Here is a 21,694-nt window from a genome sequence, read left to right as displayed (position 1 = left end):
CCCAGAGCGGATTGGGCGGTCGCACCGCGTGTGGCGTCCCCGTAGCCTGAGTCCCGGCTGGCCCTCGCCATCGGGTCCGGAGCTTTGCTGCGGATGTCCTGAATGAGCTCAGATCGCGTTCCTCCAGTAATCAATCCTGCTGGAGCACGTCCATGCACCCTCGATTCCTCCTGCTTGCCCTGGGGCTGTTTGCCGCGCATGCGCAAGCCGAGGTCTATTGCGTCACCACGAACACCCAGCTGATCAATGCCATCTCCTCGGCGCAAGGCGGCGTCGCCAGTCAGATCAGGGTGCGCACCGGCACCTACCCGATCGCCACCACGCCGAGCACGCCGGGGCTGGAGATCGCAGACACCAGCGATCTGGCGATCAGCGGTGGATGGAACGCCGGTTGCACGGCGCAAACCGCGAGTTCACCCGACCAGACGATCCTCAACGGACTTGGCGGTCGGCTGCTCGATATCGAGTACCCCAACGGCAGCTCTCATGAGATCAGCTTTTCGATGCTGAGTTTTCGCGGCGGCACCAGCAGCTCGCCGCTGAGCGCCGGCTGCGTTTCCGCACAATCGCTGGCCGGTGCCAACGCACGCCTGGTTTTCGACCTGGTTTCATTCCGCGGCTGCAGCAACAGCGGTGGCTCCGCGAGCCTGCGCGTCGATCTGAATGGCATGCTTTTCGCGCTCCGCAGCAGCGTTTTCAGCGGAAACAGCTACGGCGCCAATGACATCTTCCTGCGTGGGCTCGGCAGTGGCACCTACAGTGTGACCAACAACACCATCAGCTCTCCCGCCAGTCAAGGCGGCACCGGGATGTACCTGGCCGGTCTGGCGACCGACTTCTTCCGGCTGACCAACAACATCATTTTCGACAACGGCTCCAGCGATCTGTTCCTGGAGAGCAGTGTGTTGGCGCTGCTGAACAACAACCACCTGGGCGTCACCAGCGTCATCCCCTCCGGTGTGACGGTCAACGCGGGAAGCACCGGAGATCCCGGGTTCGTACCCGGGACGCTGCACCCCAAGGCTGGTTCCACCGCGCGCAACACCGGTCTGAACGCCGCTCCGGGCGGCTTGACCACCACTGACTTCACCCTCAACCCGCGGACTCTGGGCGGCCAGGTAGACCGTGGCGCATACGAGTTCGACGGCTTCTTCGGCAACGGCTTCGAATGACTTGGTCACCGGAGGACGCGCCCGGCGAGCCGCGCCATGCAGCACTTCCGGGCCGGGCGTGCCCTTCGAGTTTGTCGCTTCCAAATCAACGCCTTGCGCAATGTTCGGATGCGCGTGATGAATCTGCCGCGTCCCTCGCCATGACCGCGCAAGGCCGGCCGCGCCCGGGTGCGACACATCGTCGCACCCCCGCGATTTCTTGATCTCGCGCAATCGGCACCGGGTGTCCGCGCACGGAGACTCGCCGCCGAGCCGGATTGCCGGCAATTCCTTTGCGAGGATTCCATGCGTCTCAAATTGCATCCGTTGGCGGCCGCCTTGGCGGTCCTGGTCTCTCCGGTCGCTTTCGCCGGGCCCGATCCATCGACGCTCGACGCGATCACGGTGGAAGGCGCGCGGCCTTCCGAACTGCCCAGCGCGCGGGTACTGGACCCCAAGGCCCTGGTGGGCAGCCGCGGTGCCGACACCGCCGCTTCGCTGCGCGAGCTGCCGGGCGTCAGTGCCTATGGTGCGGGCGGCGTGTCCAGCCTGCCGGCGATCCGCGGCCTGGCCGACGACCGCCTGCGCATCCAGGTCGACGGCACCGACTTGGTCGCCACGTGCCCCAATCACATGAATCCGCCGCTGTCCTACGTGGCGCCAGCACAGGTGGCGGTGGTCAAGGTCTATGCCGGCATCACGCCGGTCAGCGTCGGTGGCGACAGCATTGGCGGCAGCATCGTGCTCGAGACCGCACCGCCGCGCTTCGCCATCGAGGGAGAAGAGCTGGTCCATGGCGGGGAGTTGGCCAGCTACTTCCGCAGCAACGGCGATGCATTTGGCGTGGATGCCGCGTTCACCCTCGCCAGCGAGCAGTTCCACCTGGGTTACACCGGCGCGCTGGCCGAGGCCGACAACTACACCGCCGGCGGGGACTTCAAGCGGACAATGAGCACGGGGCGTGACGGCCACACCCTGCCGCTGGACGAGGTGGGATCCAGCGCCTACCGCACGCGCAACCACCAGCTGACCGCCGGTTGGCGCAGCGGCGCGCATCTCGTCGACGCGCGCATCGGCCTGCAGGACATGCCGTTCCAGAACTACCCCAACCAGCGCATGGACCTGACCGACAACCGCGCCGAGCGCATCAACCTGCATTACCGTGGTGAGTACTCGGGCATGACGCTCGATGCCCGCGTCTGGCATGAGGATGTGGCGCATGCGATGGACTTCGGTGCGGACAAGCGCTTCTGGTACGGCATGGCCTCGAACGTGCCCGGCAGCATGAGCGAGGGCCGGCCCTGCAGCCCGATCTCCTACACCTGCGCCGCCGGCATGCCGATGCTGAGCGACAGCATCAACAACGGCGGCAAGCTGGCGGCGGAATTCGCGCTGGGCGGCAAGGACCTGCTGCGCATCGGCGGCGAGTTGCACGCCTACCGTTTGCAGGACTACTGGCCGGCCTCGGGCGGCGGCATGTGGCCGGGCGCCTTCGTCAACATCAACGATGGCGAGCGCGACCGCAGCGCGATCTATGGCGAGTGGGAAGGCAGCTTCGGCGAGCGCTGGACCCATCTGGTCGGACTGCGCTTCGAGCGCGTCAGCACGGATGCCGGCGATGTGCGCGGCTACGACACCGATCCCGCGCCGCCGGGCTCGTACATGATGACCGCCGCGGAGGCCGCTGCGTTCAATGCGCGCCCGCACGACCGCAGCGACGACAACTGGGACCTGACCGCGCTCGCGCGCTACCAGCCCGGCGAGACCTTTGCCGTGGAGTTCGGCATCGCGCGCAAGACCCGCTCGCCCAATCTCTACGAGCGCTACACCTGGTCGAGCTGGTCGATGGCCGCGGGCATGAACAACACTGTCGGCGACGGCAACGGCTATGTCGGCAACCTGGACCTGGTGCCGGAAACCGCCTACACCGCTTCCGCCAGTTTCGACTGGCATGCAACGGACGCCGCCTGGCGGGTGCGCGTGTCGCCGTGGATCACCCATGTGGACGACTACATCGACGCCGTGCGCCTGACCAATACGGCGAACGCCTTCAACGTGCTGCGTTACGCCAACCAGGGCGCGCGCCTGCATGGGGTGGATGTCGACGCCCGGTTCGAGCTTGGCGACACCGACGCCGGCCGCTTCGCCCTCGATGCAGTCGCCGGCTGGACCCGCGGGCGCAACCGCGATACCAACGACGACCTCTACCAGATCATGCCGCTCAACGCGCGCCTGGCGCTGCGGCATACGCTCGGCGCCTGGGACAACGCGCTGGAACTGGTCGGCGTGAGCCGCAAGGACCGCACCAGCGCCGTGCGCAACGAGATCGCCACGCCCGGCTATGGCCTGGTCAACCTGCGCGTGGGCTACACCGTCGGCCAATGGCGCTTCGACGCCGGCGTCGAGAACGCCTTCGATCGCCTCTACCGCCTGCCGCAGGGCGGCGCCTACCTCGGCCAGGGCGCCACGATGATGCTCAACGGCGTACCCTACGGTATCGCCGTCCCCGGGATGGGGCGCAACTGGTATGCCGGTGTGCGGGTGACGTTCTGAGCACCGCGGGCGCTGGATCAGCCCCGGAACGCAAGGGCGACTGATTCGCGTCTGCGACAATCTGCCGCAGGGGCAGGCGCGCGGCCGTGCATGATGATTGCGGGTACTTTTCGGATGGATCCGTTCCCATGCTTGCACGACTCATGCGCCGGGGCCTGCCCCTGGCGATTGCCTGCGCCCTGGCGCAGCCCGCCGCTGCTTTCGCTGCCACCGCCGACGGCGCCGACGCCGCCGATGCAGACGCCGCGCGCGGCCCGCGCCAGCAACTCGGCACCGTGACCGTCAAGGGCGCGCAACCCAGCTCGCTGCCGACCCAGATTCCGACCACCATGGAAGGCATCCGCGGCGACGAGGTCGAGCGGCGGATCAACGCCATCGACAGCGAGGACGCGCTCAAGTACTTCCCCAGCCTGCTGGTGCGCAAGCGCTACATCGGCGACTACGACCATGCGGTGCTCGCCACGCGCGCTTCCGGCACCGGCAACAGCGCGCGCTCGCTGGTCTACGCCGACGGCATCCTGCTCTCCAACCTGCTCGGCAATGGCGCCAGTTTCACGCCGCGCTGGGGCCTGGTGACGCCCGAGGAGATCGCGCGCGTCGATGTGCTCTACGGGCCCTTCTCGGCCGCCTATCCCGGCAACTCGGTGGGCGCGGTCGTCGACTACGTCACGCGCATGCCGGAGGCATTCGAGGCGCACGCCAAGATCGGCTACCAGCACCAGCGCCACCGCCTCTACCGCATCGATGAGGACTACGCCTCCTGGCAGTCGAGCGCCTCGGTCGGCAATCGCAGCGGCGCCTTCGCCTGGTGGCTGAACCTGAGTCGCCTGGACAGTGAAGGGCACCCGCTGACCTTCGCCAACCGCCTGGTCAGCGCGGGCGTGCCCGGCGGCAGCGGCACCCCGGTCAGCGGCGCGGTCGCCGGGCGCGATCCGCGCAACCGCCCGTGGTGGCTGCTGTCCGCCGGCAATGCGATCGACACCGTGCAGGACCACGCCAAGTTCAAGGCCGCCTACGACTTCGCCGAGGACCTGCGGCTGTCCTATGTCTACGGCTGGTGGCACAACGATGCCTTCCGCGATTCGACGAGTTTCCTCTACGACGCCGCCGGGCAGCCGGTCTACAGCGGCAATGTGGTGATCGACGGCAGCCGCTATGCGCTCAACGCAGCCGACATCTCGCTGCAGCGACAGGACCTGCAGCACGCCATCCACGGGCTCTCGCTGAAGCGCAGCAGCGGCGAGGCTTTCGACTTCCAGCTCGCCGCCAGCCGCTACGACTACCAGCGCGATCTCACGCGCTCGCCCACGGTGGCGCGCCCGCAGGCGGACAGCGGTGGCGCCGGGCGCATCGCCGACAGCGATGGCACCGGCTGGGACACCCTGTCTGCGAGTGGCGTGTGGCGCCCGGACGGCGCGCACGTGGTCGAGTTCGGCCTGCAGCGCGACAGCCATGAGTTGCGCACCTCGGTGTTCAACACCTCGGACTGGCTGCGCGGCGGCGCGGAAACGCGCTTCTCCGCCTTCCGCGGCGACACCCGGCTGACCAGCCTGTACCTGCAGGACACCTGGCAGATCGCCGATGACTGGGTGGGTACCGCCGGCCTGCGCCAGGAGCGCTGGCGCGCCGACAATGGCCAGATCGCCAACGCCAGCCAGACCCTCGCCTTCGCTGCGCGCAGCGAGAGCGATTTCTCGCCCAAGCTGGCGCTGGCCTGGCAGTTCGCCAGCGACTGGTCGCTGCAGGGCTCGCTCGGCCGCGCGATCCGCTACCCGACCGTCAGCGAGCTCTACCAGGGCAGCATCTCCACCAACGTCATCGTCAACAACGACCCCAACCTGAAGCCGGAGCGTTCCTGGACGGCCGAGTTGTCGGCGCGCCGCGCGCTCGCAGAAGGCAGCCTGCGGACCACGCTGTTCTACGAGCGCACCGAGGACGCGCTGTACTCGCAGACCAATGTCTCGGTGACGCCGAACGTGACCAACATCCAGAACGTCGATCGCATCCGCACCCGCGGCGTCGAACTGGCCTGGAACAGCGAGCGGGTCTGGGTCGACGGGCTTTCGCTGACCGCCAGCCTGACCTTCGCGCAATCGATCATCACGCGCAACGACAACTTCCCGGCCAGCGTCGGCCAGTGGCAACCGCGTGTGCCGCGTTGGCGCGCCAACCTACTGGCCGGCTACCGCCTCGCCGACGACTGGGACTTCACGCTCGGTGCGCGCTACAGCGGGCGCCAGTACAACACCCTGGACAACAGCGATCCCAACGGTCACGCCTACACCGGCACCAGCAGCTTCTTCGTCGCCGACGCGCGCCTGCGCTGGCAGGCCAGCGAGAACTGGAGCGCCGCCTTCGGCATTGACAACCTGGGCGACCGCACCTACTGGGCCTTCCACCCCTACGCCCAGCGCACCTACGCGCTGGAACTGCGCTACGACTGGTTCTGAGATGGCCGCCGAGATCCGCTCGACCGGTGCCTACGCGCGGCTCTGGCGCTGGCATTTCTACGCCGCCTTCCTGGTGATCCCCTTCGTGCTGTGGCAGGGCACCAGCGGGTTGGTGGTGCTGTGGTCGCAGGAAATCGGCGACGCCCTGTGGCCGGCCTTGCGCGTGGTGCAGTCGGCGGAGCAACCGGCGTCGCTGGATGCGCAACGGGCCGCGGCGCAGGCGCTTGCCGGTTCCGCCGCCATGCGCACCATCCGGGTGTCCGCCGATCCGCGGCGCAGCACCGAGTTCCTGTTCGACACGCCGGGCGGACTGCCGCAGCCGGTGTACGTGGACCCGGGCAGCGGCGCGGCGCTGGGCGCCATCCCGGCCAGCCATTGGCTGCCCGGGCTGACGCGTAAGCTGCACGGCGGCTGGCCGCTCGGAGATCCCGGCTCCTGGCTGCTGGAGCTGGGGGCCGGCTGGGCCCTGGCGATGGCCTTGAGCGGGCTCTACCTGTGGTGGCCGCGCGGCCGCAAGGGGCTGGCCGGCACCCTGTACCCGCGCCTGCGCGGCGGTACCCGGGTTTTCTGGCGCGATGTGCATGCGGTCGCCGGCGTGTGGATCGCCGGCCTGCTGGTGCTGTTCCTGCTGACCGCGCTGCCGTGGACCGCCTTCTGGGGCGAGCAGATCCTGCGCCCGCTGCAGCGCGCCAGCGGCCAGGCCGCGCCCGCGGCCCTGAACCCGATGTTGTGGTCCACCACGGCAGCCGGGCCCGATCTTCCTCTGCAGCGGGTTGTCGAGATCGCACGCGCCGAAGGACTGGCCGGGACCCTGGAAATCCAGCCACGCGCGCACCCGCTGCCGGTCACCGTCACCGAACGCCGCGGCCGTGCCAGCGAGGAACGCGTGCTGCAGATCGACCGGGTCAGCGGCGAGGTGCGTGCGCGGGTCGGCTGGGCCGACTACGCCAGCTTGCCGCGCATCGTCGCAACCGGGGTCGACCTGCACGAGGGCACTTTCCTCGGTCGCGCCAACCAGTGGCTGAACACCGCGCTGGTGCTGACCCTGTACTGGCTGGCGATCAGCGGCGCGATCGGCTGGTACCGGCGCCGGCCCGCGGCTGGCCTCGGCGCGCCGCCGCGCAGCCACGCACCCTTGCCGGCCAGCGTGCGCGCGGGCGCAGTCGGCGTGTGCGTGCTGATGCCGCTGCTCGGACTGTCCGTGCTGCTGCTGGCCGCATTCGATGCCGCCTGGCTCGCATTCCGCAGGTCGCAGCCGGCCTGAAACCCGAGATCGTGCTGTGAATTCAGCGGGTGGCCGGCATCCGGGACCTTTGCGGCGCTCGACCCCAGCTGAGCCGCCGCTCCGGCGGCTCAGGGCGACTGCTCGCCCGGATGCTCCCGTTCACGGCAAGGCGCGCAGAGCCGAACCTGGGACTCCTCTGCGCGACGCGGCCCGCCCGGCGGGTGCTGGCCTCCGTTGCGCCAGAACGCAAGATGTTCGTGGTCGACGAAGGGTCCGCGGCTTGCCTCCGGCAGGTTTCGCTCGCGGTAGGCCTGCGCGCGAAACTCGATGCGCAGGGCCCAGATGGTCGCGCCCCAGGCCAGCATCACCAGCACCACGAACACTCCGAATGCGCTCATCCTGGCGTGTCCCCGGCCGGGTTGGTGCGCTCGCGCACACGCTGCGCGATGGAACGAGTGGACACGCGCAGGCCAGCGAACATGTCCTCCAGGAATACCCGCGCGGCTTCGGGCGCGGACTCCGGGCGACCGGCGTCGAAGGGCGGCGACGGGGCGTACTCCAGGTAGAGCTGGATGGCCTGGGCGTACAGCGGACTGGTCAGGTTGGCGGCGATGGTGAGCGCGAAGTCGATGCCCGCCGTCACGCCGCCGCCGGTGATGCGGTTGCGGTCCACGCATACCCGCTCGGTGGATGGAATTGCCTTCAGTTCGGCCAGCAGATCGGCCACGGCCCAGTAGCTGGCCGCACGATACCCATCCAGCAGGCCGGCTGCCGCCAGCACGAAGGAACCGGTGCAGACGCTGGTGATGTAGCGGCTGCTGGGCGCCATGCGGCGAAGGAATCCCAGCATTTCGGGGTCTTCCATCATCGCGAGCGTACCCGGGACGCCACCGGGCACGAACAGCACATCGAGTTCCTTCGGGCAGTCCTCGAAGGTGGTCGTCGGGGTAATCGGAACCAGCGTCGGGTGCTCGGGTTGCATGTTGCCGATGGGTTGGCGCGTCTTCCACAAGAGGTGGATGTCGCGATTCATCAGCGCCTCGAAGACCGTGAGCGGCCCGATCAGATCCTGCAGGAACATCCCGGGATACACGACCAGCCCGATCGTGGCCTTGGGGAACTTCATGAACGCCTCGTGGCGACCCATGGCTTCCAGGTGGGCTGACGTCGAGGACGCGATATCGCGCTGGTTGGGCGTCAACGCCTCGCCGGCGGACTTTTCGGCGGGCTCCGGCATCGGTGCGGCCTGCGGGCCTGCAGCATGCGCGCCGGCTTCACGCGCCAGCAGCGCTCCGAACAGCGACGCTACCGACAGTCGATGGAAGTCGCGACGATGCATCGGAGATCCTCCCGGCTCAGAAGCGATAGGCAACGCTGAGGTAGGCAGACCTGCGGTCGCCCGGGATCACCACCGACTGCGCCAGGTATTGGTAGGGCTCGAAGTAGCGCTTGTCGGCCAGGTTGACCAGCGACAGCATGAACTCCGCGTCGCCCCAGGTGTACGAGGCCTGGGCATCGAAAACGGTGACGCCCGGTACCTGGTCCAGGTTCGGCAGGGTCAGCTCACGGCTGGACACGGCGCGGGCGCCCAGGCCCAGGGCCAGGCCCGAAAGCGGGCCATCGACGATGCGGTAGCGCACTGCGCCGCGGACGCTGTGACGCGGAACGCGCGAGAAAGCGTTGCCCTGGCGCAGGGGCTCGTCGCGCGTCACCTCGGTGTCGGTGTAGGCATAGGCCAGCAGCGCCGACCATTGCGGACCGGGTTCGTACACCAGATCCACATCCAGTCCCTGGCTGCGTTGCTCGCCGCTCTGCGACTGCAGGAAGGGGTTGCCCAGGTCGCCGGCAGAGATCACCACGTTGCGGCGATCCAGCCGGAATGCGGCGATGCTGCCCGACAGGCCGCCGGCCGCCGCGAACTTGACCCCAGCCTCGTACTGGCGCGAGGTTTCGGGCACCTGCGCCGCCAGGCCGAAGAAATTGCTCACGCCGCGGAAGCCCTCGGAATACCCGGCGAACAGCGAAACCCGCTGGTTCAGCAACAGGCTCGCGCCCAGGCGCGGGGTGATCTCGGTGTAGGTCTCGTCGGTGCCGCTGCTCGGTTGGCGGAAGTGAAGCCGCGTGCCGCGCAGACCTGCCTGCAGCGTCCAGCGATCACCGATCCGCAGGTGGTCTTCGATGTACACGGCACTGGTGCGGAAGCGGTCGTCCTGGGTGACCCCGAGTGGGGGCACCGCACCAAAGGGCGGGGCGCCGGTCCGGTTGCGGTAGTCGATCTGTCCGATCCCCGCGAAGTTGAACCCGATCTGGGCGAAGTAGTCCGTCTTGTCGAAGTCCGCGCCGATCACCAGATCGTGCTGGTTGTCGCCCTGGTCGATCTGCCAGTTCAACCGCGGCGCCAGCGTGTATTGCCGCACGTCGGTGGGAAGCTGTGCGCTGAGCAGGGTGTAGACCGTTGGTTGGGCGGGATCGTCCGGGCCGCCGAAGAAGAATGTCCCGTACTCGACGAAGCGGCTGTCGTAGCCGCGCGCATCCACGGTCAGCATCAGCGAATCGCTGAACAGGTGTTCCAGCGAGCCGGTGTAGATGCGGTTGTCGACCTGTGTGAGGGGCGCGTCCGTGGAACCGGAGAAGCGGAAGGGATCGACGCCGAAGTCGCCATTGACCGTGATCGACGCGGGCAGGCCGGAGTACTCCAGGTTCTCGTTGCGCGTCAGTTGCGCCTTCAGCAGCAACCGGGTGGCATCTCCCATCCGCAGCAGGAAGGAAGGATTGAGGGATGCCTTGCGCTGCACCGCGTTGTCGATCGCCGAATCCGTGTCGCCGTACTCGCCGTTGACCCGCAGGCCGACGTTCTCGCTGACGGGCAGGTTCACATCGAAGTACGGGTTGCTGGTATCAAAGCTGCCGATGCGCAGTCCCACGGTTCCCATGAACGCCTCTTCCGGCGACTTGGTGACCACGTTGATGAGGCCGCCCAGCGCCGAGCCGAAGCCACTGCCGAACAAGGTCCCACCCGGGCCCTTGAGCACTTCGACGCGCTCGACATTGACCAGCGAGGAGGGATCCGCGACCGACGTCGCGCCATAGGCCGACAGCCCGTCGACGAAGACCTCGGCGTCGAAGCCGCGGATGATCGGATTGACCAGCACCATCTCGTTTTCGCGGATCGGCACCGCCCCGGCCACATTCTCGAGGACATCCGAGAGGGTCGTCAGCTGCTGCTCGTCGATGATCGCGCGGTTGATGACGGCCACCGACCGCGCCTGTTGCAGCAGCGGCACTTCGGAACGGGTCACGCTGGGCGCCTTGGACGCCGCATACGGAGTCTCTTCGCCCTGGACCTCGATCGCGTCGATCATGGTCCACGTCTTGTCGTCGGCGGAGGCTGCGGCGGCGGTCGGATCTGCGGCGTGCAGCGGCAATCCGGTGATGGCGGCGAAGATCGACAGGAACAGCGGGCGGCGCATGACGGCTCCAAAGAAAAAGCGCCACTAGGCGCCGGAAAGTGCGCGCGGAGCCTAGAGCCAGGCCGTTGCGTCCGGGATGCGACAAATGGTCGCATCGCGCAGGCCGCCTGCGTGCCCGGAACTCGGGAGCCACTGGCGCGGCGAGGGTCCTGAGTCGGGTACGATGGCCTCAGCTGCCGGCGCCAAAGGTCGCAGGAGTCCATGACGAGAGTTGCGAGAGCCTGGATGTGGATCGCGCCGGCCGCGGCGTTCCTCGCGGGTGGCTGGGTATCCTGGGACAACCGCAGGGCGTCGCCGGAGGCGCCCAACCAGGCGCGTCTGCCGGGTCCGCCGCAGATCGATTGCCATGGCGAGTCGCCGCTTGCGATGGATTTCACCGACTGGCGGACACTGGAACAGTCGGCACGGAACTCAGACAAGTAGCTTCGAAAAGCGCCACGCACTCGGTGCGATCGCCTGCGTCAATTCGTCGCAGCGGCGGCAAGCGGGCCAGGACCTATCGTTCCCGCGCCACGCCCGCGCTTCGCGGGACGGGAAGACAGGAAGGCGCATGCTTGAGCTTGCTCTTGGTTGGCGGCGGTTGCCCAGGGCCCGCGTGGCGAGGGATCGCTAGTGGCGGCGCTGCGACGTCGATGGCGCTGGCTTGTCGGGGCGGTGCTGGCGTTGACGCTGGCCGCCGTGGGCGCCTACATCTACTACGGGATGCCGACGCCCGAATACGCGCCCTACACCTACGGTCGCCCTGATCGCGCGCAGCTGCCGCGGCTCACATTGGTCAACCACGAAGCAGTGATGGCGCAGGTTCTCGGGACCCCGCCCATGCGCGTGGAGCGAATCGGCATCCTGGTGTACGACGGGGTGGACACTCTCGAAGCAGTCGCGCCGATGGCAGTGTTCTCCGAGCTGATGAATGTGAAGCTCGAATATCTCGCGGTGGCGCCCGGTGTGGTCCGCACCCGGCTGGCGGATCTGGTCGTCGAGCGCAGCATCGGCGAAGTCGAGTCGCTGGACGTGCTGATTGTGCCCGGTGGCAGCCCCGAAGGCATCGATGGGCTGCTCGCGCACGCCGGTCTCCGCGAGTGGCTGCAGCGCATCGACGCGTCCACCCAGATGACCGCCGGCATCGGGCTCGGCAATGTGATCCTGGCCGATGCAGGCTTGCTCGCAGGCAAGCGTATCGCCTTCGGCTGGCCCGCGGCGGAGGAGAACGCCGCGGCCCTCGGTGCCCGGCATGTCGCCGGCCGGCACGCGCGCGACGGAAAGTACTGGAGTTCGCTGCCGGCCACCGCGGCGCTCGATCTCTCTCTCGCCATGCTGGAAGCCATCGCCGGGCGCGCTCATCTGCAGGCCGCGATGCTGGATCTGGAGTACGACCCGAGCCACCCCTGCTGGGGGGCACTCCCGAGACCACGCCGGCTGCCATCTACCAGTCGCAGGCTGAGCAGATACGCAGCTGGCGCGGGCTGGCGCTCGCCGTCCCGCCGGAGGCGCCCGGGAGTTCATCGCCACCGCTGGACGTGGGCCTGCTGGTCTACCCCGGATTCGTCACCCTGGATGCGATCGGCCCGCTCAGTGTGCTCGCCGAGCTTGGCCAGGCGCGCGTGCGCTTGCTGCGCTGGGGCGCCGAGCCGCGCATCAAGAGCGGCCGCACCGCTGGAAGTGCGCGACAAGGCAGCAGACGCCGGACCACTCGACGTGCTGCTGGTGCCCGGCGGTGCCGATGGAACCTGGGCCCTGTTGCGCGATCCCGCGGCGCTGGACTGGATCCGCGAGACCGATCGCCACACCCGCTACACCACCAGCGTGTGCACCGGATCGTGGGTCCTGGGTGCGGCAGGGCTGCTGCGCGAGCGTCGTGCCACCTCCAACTGGTACCGTCTGAACCAGATGATGGCGCGCTGGGGCGCAACGCCGGTCGCCGCGCGTCATGTGCGCGACGGCAAGTTGTGGACTTCGGCGGGGGTGTCGGCCGGAATCGACCTTGGCTTCGCGCTGATCGCCGATCTGGAGGGCGACGATGCGGCGCGCGCGGCGATGCTGCGCCTGCACTATCGGCCGGACCCGCCGATCGATGCCGGGTCGCCCGAATCGACCGACGACCTGGTGCTCGACATGATGCATCAGATGTACGACTACTCCATGGTGCCGCTGATTCGTGCGGCAACGCCCTGACCGCTCGACAGGGCCACTTTGACCAACCGCGGATTCCGATGAAACGCATCCCGATCGTCTTGATTGCTGCCCTCGCCGCCGGCGCGCCGGCGGTTGCCCTGGACGCTCCCAACATCGTGCCGATCAGCGAGAGCCTGGTTACGTCCGGACAGCCCACGCGCGAGTCGCTGGCGGCACTGAAATCGGAAGGCTTCGAGGCGGTGATCTACCTCGCTCCGGACAGCGTGCCGGATGCGATCGCCGATGAGGCCGAGATCCTGCAGGCACAGGGCGTCGAGTTCGTGCACATTCCGATCGTCTTCAAGACCCCTGCGCTGGCGGAGGTCGACCAGGTGGCGCAGACGCTTGAGCGACTGGACGGCAGGAAAGTGCTGGTGCATTGCCAGGTCAACATGCGCGCGTCCACCGTCACCTTCCTGTACCGCGCCGGATGGCGTGGCGAGGATCCTGCGACGGCTTACGAATCGGTGACGCGCGTCTGGGTGCCGGAAGGTGCCTGGAAGGAACTCGTGATCGATGCGCTGGCCGCGCGCGGCGTGGCCTTCGATCCCTTCTGACCCGCAGGTCGCGCAGGCATCAGTGCGCGTGGCCGCCATCCTGGCCGGAACGCACCGGAAACTCGACCGTCTGTGTTCCGGCGTGCTCGAAAGTCAGGGTTGCGCGCACGACGGTGCCTTCGTTGAAGGGGCTGGACGGGCGGATGAACATCAGGTGCAGGCCGCCGGGTTCGAGACGCACGCTGGCGCCTGCCGGCAGCGCCAGGCCCTCGTCCAGGCGGCGCATGCGCATCACGCCGCCGTCCATCGACATCGAGTGAATCTCGACGGCTTCCGAGGCCGCGGATTGCACCGACAGCAGGCGGTCGTCGCTTGAGCCCCTGTTGTCGATCGTCAGGTAGCCCCCCGCGACACTCGCTCCCGGCGGGGTTGCCCGCGCCCAGGCCTCGCTGATGGCGATCTCCCCGGCATGCACGGAGCCCCCGAAAAGCGCACTAATCGCCAGCGCGCGCAGCAGGGTCGCGGTCATGGCAACGGCTCTCCGTCCAGCAGGGTCAAGGGTTGCGGGCGCAGCCTGGACAGCCGCGGCCGCGCCAGAACCAGGCCCCAGATCGAGAGCCACGCGGCGATCCCGTCCATCCAGATGATCTCGAGGCTCGGCATGCAACCACTCCCGCGGAACTGCCCGCAGGATAGGGCTCTCCCCCAGGACGCTCGCTGCGACCAAATGTCGCAGGCGCGGGGACCGCGTGCTCCGCGCCGGTGCTCACTGCTCGGCGAGCAGCCCCACATCGTCCAGCTTCCGACGCCAGATGGCAGCGTCCGGTGGGACATCGTAGAGGCCGGAGATTTCGGTCAGCGCCTGGTAGCTCCAGGCGCGGGTCTGGTCATCGCTGGTCGGCGCCTCGGCGATGTGCAACAGGCCGGGCACTGCCAGGTAGCGCTCGGCCATCAGCAGGGTGCCGGTGGACGCCAGGTTGCAGAAGGCGCGCTCGCGCACCACCGGCGAGGGGTCCGAGGCAGCGACCGTGAGCAGCGGATCAATGGTCTCGGCCCCGCCCAGGCGTGCGAAGGCATCCACCGCAGCCTTGCGCAGCGCGACATCGGGCTCGTCGATGGCGGCCTTCAGGCGCGCGTAGGCGCGTCCCCGGTCCACGCCGCGCGCGCCCAGCATCGCCAGGCTCCACATCATCCATGGCCCGTTCTGCGCCGGATCGCGCTCCCAGCGCTTGTAGAGCACATCCGCCTGCTCGGGGGTCTTCTGCAGGTTGTATGAGGCCAGGAATACCTCGAATCCGGCCATCCGCGCCTCGATGCGCGGCGCGTTCATCGCCGCCTGCACCAGGCCTTCCAGGCGCGGCGTGGACTGGATCTGGCCGGCCCAACTGGCGGCGCGTTCGCTGACGTACTCGGCAGCGCCCTGCGAGCGATTGAGCACCAGCTCCAGGGCCCGCTCCACGCGCTGCTGCGGCGGCAGGCTCTCCACCATGCCGGCGTAAAAATCATCGAAACGCGGATCGGTGGCCTCGCCGGAGCCGAACAGCGGCGCGGCGATGCTGCGCAACTGCAGCAGCGCGGCCTCGCGCACGCTCGGGATGGTCGCCAGGGCGCCGCTGCCAACCAGCAGCAAGATCGTCAGTGCAATGGGACGGCGCATGGTTCTCTCCTGAGTCGATCGCGGCTCATTGTAACGGACCATTGCGGGCGCGCCAGGGCACGCTGCGGGCAGAACCTGCGTGGCGCGTGCCATCGGCGCGGCGTACGATGCAGCGACGCCAGCGCCGGGCTGGCACTGGAGAGGGGCCATGCGCAATTGTGTCCTTGTCTGCTGTCTCTGCCTCGCCGCGCCCGCCGCGATGGCGCTCGAATGTCCCGACCAGGCTGCGGTCGAGGCGGCGCTCACGCGCTATATCACCAAGGACTACTGGAGCACTTCCGAGCGTGAGACCTGGAAGATCACCGATGTCTCCGGATTCCAGTTCAGCCCGATCAAGGCCGGCCGCATCATCCAGAAGCAGGTCGAATGGGGTCGCTCGGCGGAGGACGTCTGCCCGGTGCGCGCTGAGTACTCCTTCGCCGTCACGCACGCCGACGGCCGGGTCGAACGCACCGAGATGGGGGAGGGCAAGACCCACCTGTTCTATCTCGACGGCTTCGACGAGTGGACCTTCAAGATCGAGTGAGTTCGTCACCGAAGGGCCCGACCCCTGGGGAATGAAGCCAGGCGCTGCCGAGCAGGCCGGTGTAGCGCGCAGCGCTTCGCCGGCAGGGCGCCGCAGAGCTGCTTTGCGGCGCTCCGGTCTACCCACCCGTGCGGCGCTTCACTGGCTGGGCTCCCGCGCGCGGTTTCGTCGAGCGCACCAAGTTGCGGGCGGGGTGGCTGCAGGATGTGCCTCACCCGCGCCTGGCCATGAACGCGATCTTCTCGAACAGGCTGACGTCCTGCTCGTTCTTCAGCAGCGCGCCGTACAGCGGCGGGATCGCCTTGCGCTGGTTCTTCTCGCGCAGGGTCTCGGCCGGGATGTCCTCCGCCAGCAGCAGCTTGAGCCAGTCGAGGAGTTCGCTGGTCGATGGCTTCTTGCGCAGCCCGGGCGTCTCGCGCAGCTGGAAGAAGGCGGCGAGTGCCTCGCGCAGCAAATCCTGCTTCAGGCCCGGGTAGTGCACCTCGACGATCTGGCGCAGGGTCTCTTCGTCCGGGAAGCGGATGTAGTGGAAGAAGCAGCGACGCAGGAAAGCGTCGGGCAGTTCCTTCTCGTTGTTGCTGGTGATCACCACGATCGGCCGGGTGCGCGCGCGCACCAGTTGCTGGGTCTCGTAGACGAAGAACTCCATGCGGTCGAGCTCGCGCAGGAGATCGTTCGGGAACTCGATGTCGGCCTTGTCGATCTCGTCGATCAGCAGCACCAGCCGGCGCTCGGAATCGAAGGCCTCCCACAGCTTGCCCGGCACCACGTAGTTGGCGATCTCGCTGGCGCGCGGATCGCCCAGCTGCGCGTCGCGCAAACGCTTCACAGCGTCGTACTCGTACAGCCCGTGCTGCGCCTTGGTGGTGCTCTTGATGTGCCACTCGATCAGCGGCGCACCCGCCGCCCGCGCGATCTCCTGCGCCAGCAGCGTCTTGCCGGTGCCCGGCTCGCCCTTGACCAGCAGCGGCCGCTCCAGCGCGATCGCCGCGTTCACCGCAAGCTGCAGCTCGCGCGGCGCGACATAGCGGTCGGTTCCTTGAAAGCGCATGCAAACCTCATCGATCAGGCATTGCCGCGACGATAGCCCGGCGCGGGGCGGCTAGTCCGTTTCCCAGTGGAACCGGTGCATGATCCGGTGGACCACCGGGGTGAACAGCAGCGCCGCGGAGGCGATGAAGACCAGGCCGCAGTACAAGGCGTAGACACCGGCGAAGATCTTGCCATTCACCGTCTGCGGCGGATTGACCGGCCCCATCCCGCCCAACAGCATGGCTGAATTGAGGAAGGCATCGACCAGGCTCAGGCCCTCGGAGTGCATGTATCCCAGGATCCCGATCCCGAGCGATCCCAGCAGCAGCGCCAGGGCAATCGCGAAGTGGAGCAGCAGGCGGGCGGCGAAATGCCGGGTCGGGATCGGTGCTTCGGTCTTTGCTTCGTACATTTTACGTGTCGCTGATTTGAGGCCGCATATCGGATCCACACCGCTCGCGCTCGCATTTGCCAGGCGCTTCGTCTGCGATGTGCCTGGGTGCGCGGAGGGACTGCAGGACGCGGCGTTGACCTTCGGCGCGGTCCCGCAAAGGGATTTCCACCCGGTGACTCCCATGCTGGGGCAGCCACTTTACTCCGCGGGATGGCTGCCAGGAATCGTCCGGAACGGGGTTCGCGCCATGCTCGCGATCACGCGGCATCGCGCATGGCAACCCGCTTGCGTCGCTACCCTGATACCGACAACATGCGGAACGCCCCTCCGCGTCGACCACGGCATGCCTCCAGCAGCCCCGCTCAGCGAAGACGACGTCAGCGTCAAGTTCATCACGCCCGCGCTGCTGCGCGCCGGCTGGGATGAGGATGCGCATATCCGCCGGCAGGTCTCGTTCACACGGGGAAGGATCATCGTGCGCGGGCGGTTGGTGGCACGCGGCAAGCCAAAGCGGGTGGATTTCGTGCTGTATCACCAGCACATTCCGCTGGCGCTGATCGAGGCCAAGAGGACCGATGTCGATCCGGGCCACGGCATGCAACAGGCGCTGGATTACGCGTCCGCGCTGAATGTCCCCTTCGTGTTCTCCAGCAATGGCCGGGCGTTTCTGTTCCATGACCGCACGGGAAGCGCCACAGCCATCGAATCGCAGTTGTCGATGGATGCCTTCCCGTCGCCTGCGGAACTTTGGTCCCGTTACCAGCGCTGGAAAGGCCTGACGCCGGCGCAAGAGCGCATCGTCCTGCAGCCGTACTACGAGGACGGCAGCGGCAAGGAGCCGCGCTACTACCAGCGCAACGCGATCAACGCGGCGGTGGAGGCCATCGCACGCGGGCAGGATCGGGTGCTGCTGGTGATGGCCACCGGCACCGGCAAGACCTACACCGCTTTCCAGATCATCTGGCGCCTGTGGAAATCCGACTGGCGCGCGGGCAGGCAGAAGCGGGTGCTGTTCCTGGCGGACCGCAACGTGTTGGTCGACCAGACCATGGTCAACGACTTCCGCCCCTTCGGCGCGACCATGGCCAAACTCTCCACCGGCGCCAACACCATCGAGCGCGATGACGGCAGCAAGGTGGAGCTGGCGCTATCGCTGGATGCGCGCCGGCGCATCGACACCTCCTACGAGATCTACCTCGGCCTTTACCTGTCGCTGACCGGTCCTGACGAGCGGCAAAAACTCTACCGCGAGTTCTCGCCGGAGTTCTTCGACCTGATCGTCATCGACGAATGCCACCGCGGCAGCGCCGCGGAGGATTCGGCCTGGCGCGAGATCCTGGAGTACTTCTCCGGCGCCACCCAGATCGGCCTGACCGCCACGCCGAAGGAAACCGCCTACGCCTCCAACATCCATTACTTCGGACCGCCGGTCTACAGCTACACGCTCAAGCAGGGCATCGGCGATGGCTTCCTCGCGCCGTACAAGGTCATCAAGGTGCACCTCGACATCGATGTCGAAGGCTACCGGCCCAAGCGCGGCGAAACCGATGCGCGCGGCCGCGTGATCGACGACCGCATCTACAACGTCAAGGACTTCGACCGCACCCTGGTGATCGACTCGCGCACGCGGCGCGTGGCCCGCTGGATTTCGGACTTCCTGCGCCAGAGCGGAGACCGCATGCAGAAGACCATCGTGTTCTGCGTGGACACTGAGCACGCCGCGCAGATGCGCCAGGCGCTGATCGTCGAGAACCAGGACCTGGTGCTGCAGAACGATCGCTACGTGATGCGCATCACCGGCGACGATGCCGCCGGCACCGCCCAGCTCGGCAATTTCATCGATCCGGAAGCCGCGTATCCGGTGATCGTCACCACCTCGCGCCTGCTCTCCACTGGGGTCGATGCGCAGACCTGCCGGCTGATCGTGCTGGATCGGCCGGTGGGCTCGATGACCGAGTTCAAGCAGATCGTTGGCCGCGGCACGCGTGTGCACGAGGACACCCACAAGTACTACTTCACCCTGGTCGATTTCCGCGGCGCGACCAGCCACTTCGCCGATCCAGCCTTCGACGGCGATCCGGTGCAGGTCTACGAGCCGGGCGAGGACGATCCCGTGGTGCCCCCAGAACCCGATCCGGCTACGCAAACGCCGGACACGGCCGGCGGCGACGATGGCGATGCGCAGATCCTGGTCGACCCCGATCGACCCGGCCCGGGCACCGGACAGACGCCGCCCAAGTACTACATCCACGGCCGCCCGGTCCGCGTGGCGACCGAGCGCATCGAGTATCTGGATGCCGACGGCCGCCTGGTGACCGAATCCCTGCGCGACTACTCGCGCAAGGCGATCCGCGCACAGTACGCCAGCCTGGACCAGTTCCTGCGCCGCTGGAACGGCGAGGAACGCAAGGACGCGATCATCGCCGAGCTGGCTGCCGAAGGCCTGTTGCTGGAGCCGCTGCTCGACGAGGTGGGCAAGGACCTCGATCCCTTCGACCTGATCTGCCACATCGCCTACGATCGGCCGCCGCTGACCCGTCGCGAGCGCGCCAACGGGGTGAAGAAGCGCGACTTCTTTACCCGCTATGGTCCGCAGGCCCGCGCGGTGCTGGAAGCGCTGCTGGACAAGTACCAGGACGAAGGCCTCGTCGCCGGCCTGGACAATGTGCGCGTGCTGCAGATCCCGCCGTTCAGCGAGATGGGCACCGCGGTGCAACTGCTGAAACCCTTCGGCGGGCGGGCCGGCTTCGAGCAGGCCGTGCACGCGCTGCAACAGGAACTCTACAAGGACATCGCCTGATCCATGTCTGTTCGCAACACGGTCAAAGCCATCCAGGACGTCATGCGCCAGGACGCCGGCGTGGATGGCGACGCCCAGCGTCTTGCCCAGCTCTGCTGGATGTTCTTCCTCAAGATCATCGACGATCAGGACCAGACGCTGGAACTGCTGCACGACGGGTATCTGAGCCCGATTCCGCCGCGGCTGCAGTGGCGCCGCTGGGCCGCCGACCCGGAAGGACTGACCGGTGAGGCCTTGCTCGACTTCGTCAATGGCGATCTTTTCCCCACGCTGAAGAACCTGCCGGCGCGCGGCCCTTGGGCCAACCGCGCGCGGGTGGTGCGCGGGGTGTTCGAAGATGCCTACAACTACATGAAGTCCGGCCAGTTGATGCGCCAGGTGGTCAACCGCATCAGCGCGGTGGACTTCAATGACCTGGCCGACCGCCGCCACTTCGGCGAGATCTACGAGCAGTTGCTGAACGATCTGCAGAGCGCGGGCAATGCCGGCGAGTACTACACGCCGCGCGCGGTGACTGCCTTCATGGTCGACCGCATCGATCCGCATCCGGGCGAGACCCTGTTCGACCCGAGCTGCGGCACCGGCGGCTTCCTCAGCTGCGCGATGCGCCACATGCGCGAGCGCTACGTGAAGAAACCGGAGGACGAGGCGGCGCTGCAGCAGGGCCTGCGCGCGGTCGAAAAGAAACCGCTGCCGCACATGCTGTGCGTCACCAACATGCTCCTGCACGGCATCGAGGACCCCAGCTTCGTGCGCCACGACAACACGCTGGCGCGGCCCTACATCAGCTGGGAACACCGCGAGCGGGTGGACATCATCCTCACCAACCCGCCCTTCGGCGGCAAGGAAGAGGACGGCATCGAATCCAACTTCCCGCAGCACTTTCGCACCAAGGAAACCGCGGATTTGTTCCTGGCGCTGTTCATCCGCCTGCTCAAGCCCGGCGGCCGCGCCGCGGTGGTGCTGCCGGATGGCACGCTGTTCGGCGAGGGGGTGAAGACCCGCCTCAAGGAGCACCTGCTGGAACAGTGCAATCTGCACACCATCGTGCGCCTGCCCAATTCGGTGTTCCGCCCCTACGCCAGCATCGGCACCAATCTGCTGTTCTTCGAAAAGGGCACGCCGACGAACGAGATCTGGTACTGGGAACACCGCGTGCCCGAGGGCCAGAAGGCCTATTCGATGACCCGGCCGATCCGCCAAGAGCATCTGGACGATTGCGTGGCATGGTGGGGTGGCGCCGCGCGCGAGGGCAGGGTGGAGAACGAGCGCGCATGGCGCGTGTCCATCGACGAGATCAAGGCCCGCGGCTACAACCTCGACATCAAGAACCCGCACACCGTGGCCACCGACCACGGCGATCCGGACACCCTGCTGGCTGAGCTGAATGCCGCAGAGGCCGAAGTAGCCGCGCTGCGCGCGCAACTGAAGACCATTCTCGCGCAGGCGCTGCTGCGATGAGTGCGAACGAGGCGGACTTGATCGCGGACTACACCCGCGTGGTGCCGGAAGACGCAGACGGCTGGCGGCTGGACGTTGCCCGGGTCATCTGGAACGGCACGCAGCCGGAACTGCAATGGCGCGCCTGGCGCCGCTGGAAGCGCCCGCCCAGCCCCGAGCGCATCGCACGCGCCCAGCACACGCTGTTGCACGATCCGCGCTGCTTCTGCTGCTGCAGCGACTGCGGCGAGCGCTGCAATGTCGGGCAGTTGGCCGGCGATCTCTGCCACGCGTGCGCCGAGCGCCGTGGCCTCAGGTTCTGACCGC

19 protein-coding genes are annotated in these 21,694 nt (G+C 67.7%); 11 read left to right on the top strand and 8 right to left on the bottom strand.

Going from position 1 to position 21,694, the window contains the following annotated elements:
* Positions 1–152: 152 nt before the first annotated feature.
* The 4 genes from IPK27_13285 to IPK27_13270 all read left to right on the top strand — a co-directional run bounded on the left by IPK27_13285 (position 153) and on the right by IPK27_13270 (position 7,418).
* Positions 153–1,172 carry a hypothetical protein gene (locus IPK27_13285; GenBank protein ID MBK8068554.1) on the top strand — a complete coding sequence of 340 codons (1,020 nt, stop codon included), beginning with the start codon at positions 153–155 and terminating at the stop codon, positions 1,170–1,172.
* Between the two features lie 285 nt (positions 1,173–1,457).
* Positions 1,458–3,704, top strand: coding sequence for a TonB-dependent receptor (locus IPK27_13280; GenBank protein ID MBK8068553.1), 2,247 nt, complete (start codon positions 1,458–1,460; stop codon positions 3,702–3,704).
* 143 nt (positions 3,705–3,847) lie between these two features.
* Positions 3,848–6,154, top strand: a complete 2,307-nt coding sequence (locus IPK27_13275) for a TonB-dependent receptor (GenBank protein ID MBK8068552.1) — start codon at positions 3,848–3,850, stop codon at positions 6,152–6,154.
* A 1-nt stretch (position 6,155) separates the two neighbouring features.
* Positions 6,156–7,418: a PepSY domain-containing protein gene (locus tag IPK27_13270; protein ID MBK8068551.1), complete on the top strand. Its 1,263-nt coding sequence runs from the start codon at positions 6,156–6,158 to the stop codon at positions 7,416–7,418.
* An 89-nt stretch (positions 7,419–7,507) separates the two neighbouring features.
* Here the strand turns inward: IPK27_13270 and IPK27_13265 are convergent, their stop codons facing one another.
* Genes IPK27_13265 through IPK27_13255 form a run of 3 tightly spaced genes read right to left on the bottom strand, consistent with a single transcriptional unit; the run spans position 7,508 to position 10,849 of the window.
* Entirely contained in the window at positions 7,508–7,777 is a 270-nt protein-coding gene (locus tag IPK27_13265) for a hypothetical protein (protein MBK8068550.1), read from the bottom strand.
* On the bottom strand, positions 7,774–8,718 hold the full coding sequence (locus tag IPK27_13260) for a DJ-1/PfpI family protein (GenBank protein MBK8068549.1): 945 nt from the start codon (positions 8,716–8,718) through the stop codon (positions 7,774–7,776). Before IPK27_13260 ends, IPK27_13265 begins: the two co-directional genes overlap by 4 nt.
* Before the next feature lie 16 nt (positions 8,719–8,734).
* Complete coding sequence (locus IPK27_13255) at positions 8,735–10,849, bottom strand: TonB-dependent receptor (protein ID MBK8068548.1); 2,115 nt, start codon at positions 10,847–10,849, stop codon at positions 8,735–8,737.
* Positions 10,850–11,050: 201 nt separating this feature from the next.
* On the opposite strand from IPK27_13255, the gene IPK27_13250 reads away from it, so the two are divergent.
* The 3 genes from IPK27_13250 (at position 11,051) to IPK27_13240 (ending at position 13,578) form a co-directional block, all read left to right on the top strand.
* A complete protein-coding gene (locus IPK27_13250) occupies positions 11,051–11,272 on the top strand; it encodes a hypothetical protein (GenBank protein ID MBK8068547.1) in 222 nt (73 codons plus the stop codon).
* A gap of 240 nt (positions 11,273–11,512) precedes the next feature.
* Positions 11,513–13,021 (top strand): DJ-1/PfpI family protein, encoded by a 1,509-nt coding sequence (locus IPK27_13245; GenBank protein ID MBK8068546.1) that lies wholly within the window; start codon positions 11,513–11,515, stop codon positions 13,019–13,021.
* 38 nt (positions 13,022–13,059) lie between these two features.
* Entirely contained in the window at positions 13,060–13,578 is a 519-nt protein-coding gene (locus IPK27_13240) for a protein tyrosine phosphatase family protein (GenBank protein ID MBK8068545.1), read from the top strand.
* Positions 13,579–13,597: 19 nt separating this feature from the next.
* On the opposite strand, the gene IPK27_13235 is transcribed toward IPK27_13240, so the two are convergent.
* The 3 genes from IPK27_13235 to IPK27_13225 all read right to left on the bottom strand — a co-directional run bounded on the left by IPK27_13235 (position 13,598) and on the right by IPK27_13225 (position 15,175).
* Positions 13,598–14,047 (bottom strand): copper chaperone PCu(A)C, encoded by a 450-nt coding sequence (locus IPK27_13235; GenBank protein ID MBK8068544.1) that lies wholly within the window; start codon positions 14,045–14,047, stop codon positions 13,598–13,600.
* Positions 14,044–14,181, bottom strand: coding sequence for a hypothetical protein (locus tag IPK27_13230; protein MBK8068543.1), 138 nt, complete (start codon positions 14,179–14,181; stop codon positions 14,044–14,046). Before IPK27_13230 ends, IPK27_13235 begins: the two co-directional genes overlap by 4 nt.
* A 103-nt stretch (positions 14,182–14,284) precedes the next feature.
* Positions 14,285–15,175: a HEAT repeat domain-containing protein gene (locus tag IPK27_13225; GenBank protein MBK8068542.1), complete on the bottom strand. Its 891-nt coding sequence runs from the start codon at positions 15,173–15,175 to the stop codon at positions 14,285–14,287.
* A 148-nt stretch (positions 15,176–15,323) separates the two neighbouring features.
* Here IPK27_13225 and IPK27_13220 point away from each other — a divergent pair, with 148 nt between their 5' ends.
* Complete coding sequence (locus tag IPK27_13220; protein MBK8068541.1) at positions 15,324–15,701, top strand: hypothetical protein; 378 nt, start codon at positions 15,324–15,326, stop codon at positions 15,699–15,701.
* A 211-nt stretch (positions 15,702–15,912) separates the two neighbouring features.
* Here the strand turns inward: IPK27_13220 and IPK27_13215 are convergent, their stop codons facing one another.
* Complete coding sequence (locus IPK27_13215; protein ID MBK8068540.1) at positions 15,913–16,752, bottom strand: MoxR family ATPase; 840 nt, start codon at positions 16,750–16,752, stop codon at positions 15,913–15,915.
* Positions 16,753–16,803: 51 nt separating this feature from the next.
* On the bottom strand, positions 16,804–17,145 hold the full coding sequence (locus IPK27_13210) for a hypothetical protein (protein MBK8068539.1): 342 nt from the start codon (positions 17,143–17,145) through the stop codon (positions 16,804–16,806).
* A 325-nt stretch (positions 17,146–17,470) separates the two neighbouring features.
* Here IPK27_13210 and IPK27_13205 point away from each other — a divergent pair, with 325 nt between their 5' ends.
* The 3 genes from IPK27_13205 to IPK27_13195 are packed head-to-tail and all read left to right on the top strand — an operon-like array spanning position 17,471 to position 21,690.
* Positions 17,471–19,927: a DEAD/DEAH box helicase family protein gene (locus IPK27_13205; protein ID MBK8068538.1), complete on the top strand. Its 2,457-nt coding sequence runs from the start codon at positions 17,471–17,473 to the stop codon at positions 19,925–19,927.
* A 3-nt stretch (positions 19,928–19,930) separates the two neighbouring features.
* Positions 19,931–21,388, top strand: a complete 1,458-nt coding sequence (locus tag IPK27_13200; protein MBK8068537.1) for an SAM-dependent DNA methyltransferase — start codon at positions 19,931–19,933, stop codon at positions 21,386–21,388.
* Positions 21,385–21,690 carry a hypothetical protein gene (locus tag IPK27_13195; GenBank protein ID MBK8068536.1) on the top strand — a complete coding sequence of 102 codons (306 nt, stop codon included), beginning with the start codon at positions 21,385–21,387 and terminating at the stop codon, positions 21,688–21,690. Before IPK27_13200 ends, IPK27_13195 begins: the two co-directional genes overlap by 4 nt.
* Positions 21,691–21,694 lie beyond the last annotated feature (4 nt).

The sequence above is a fragment of the Rhodanobacteraceae bacterium genome (genome assembly GCA_016713135.1).
GTDB lineage: Bacteria > Pseudomonadota > Gammaproteobacteria > Xanthomonadales > SZUA-5 > JADKFD01.
This window is presented reverse-complemented; position numbering and strand designations above follow the sequence as displayed.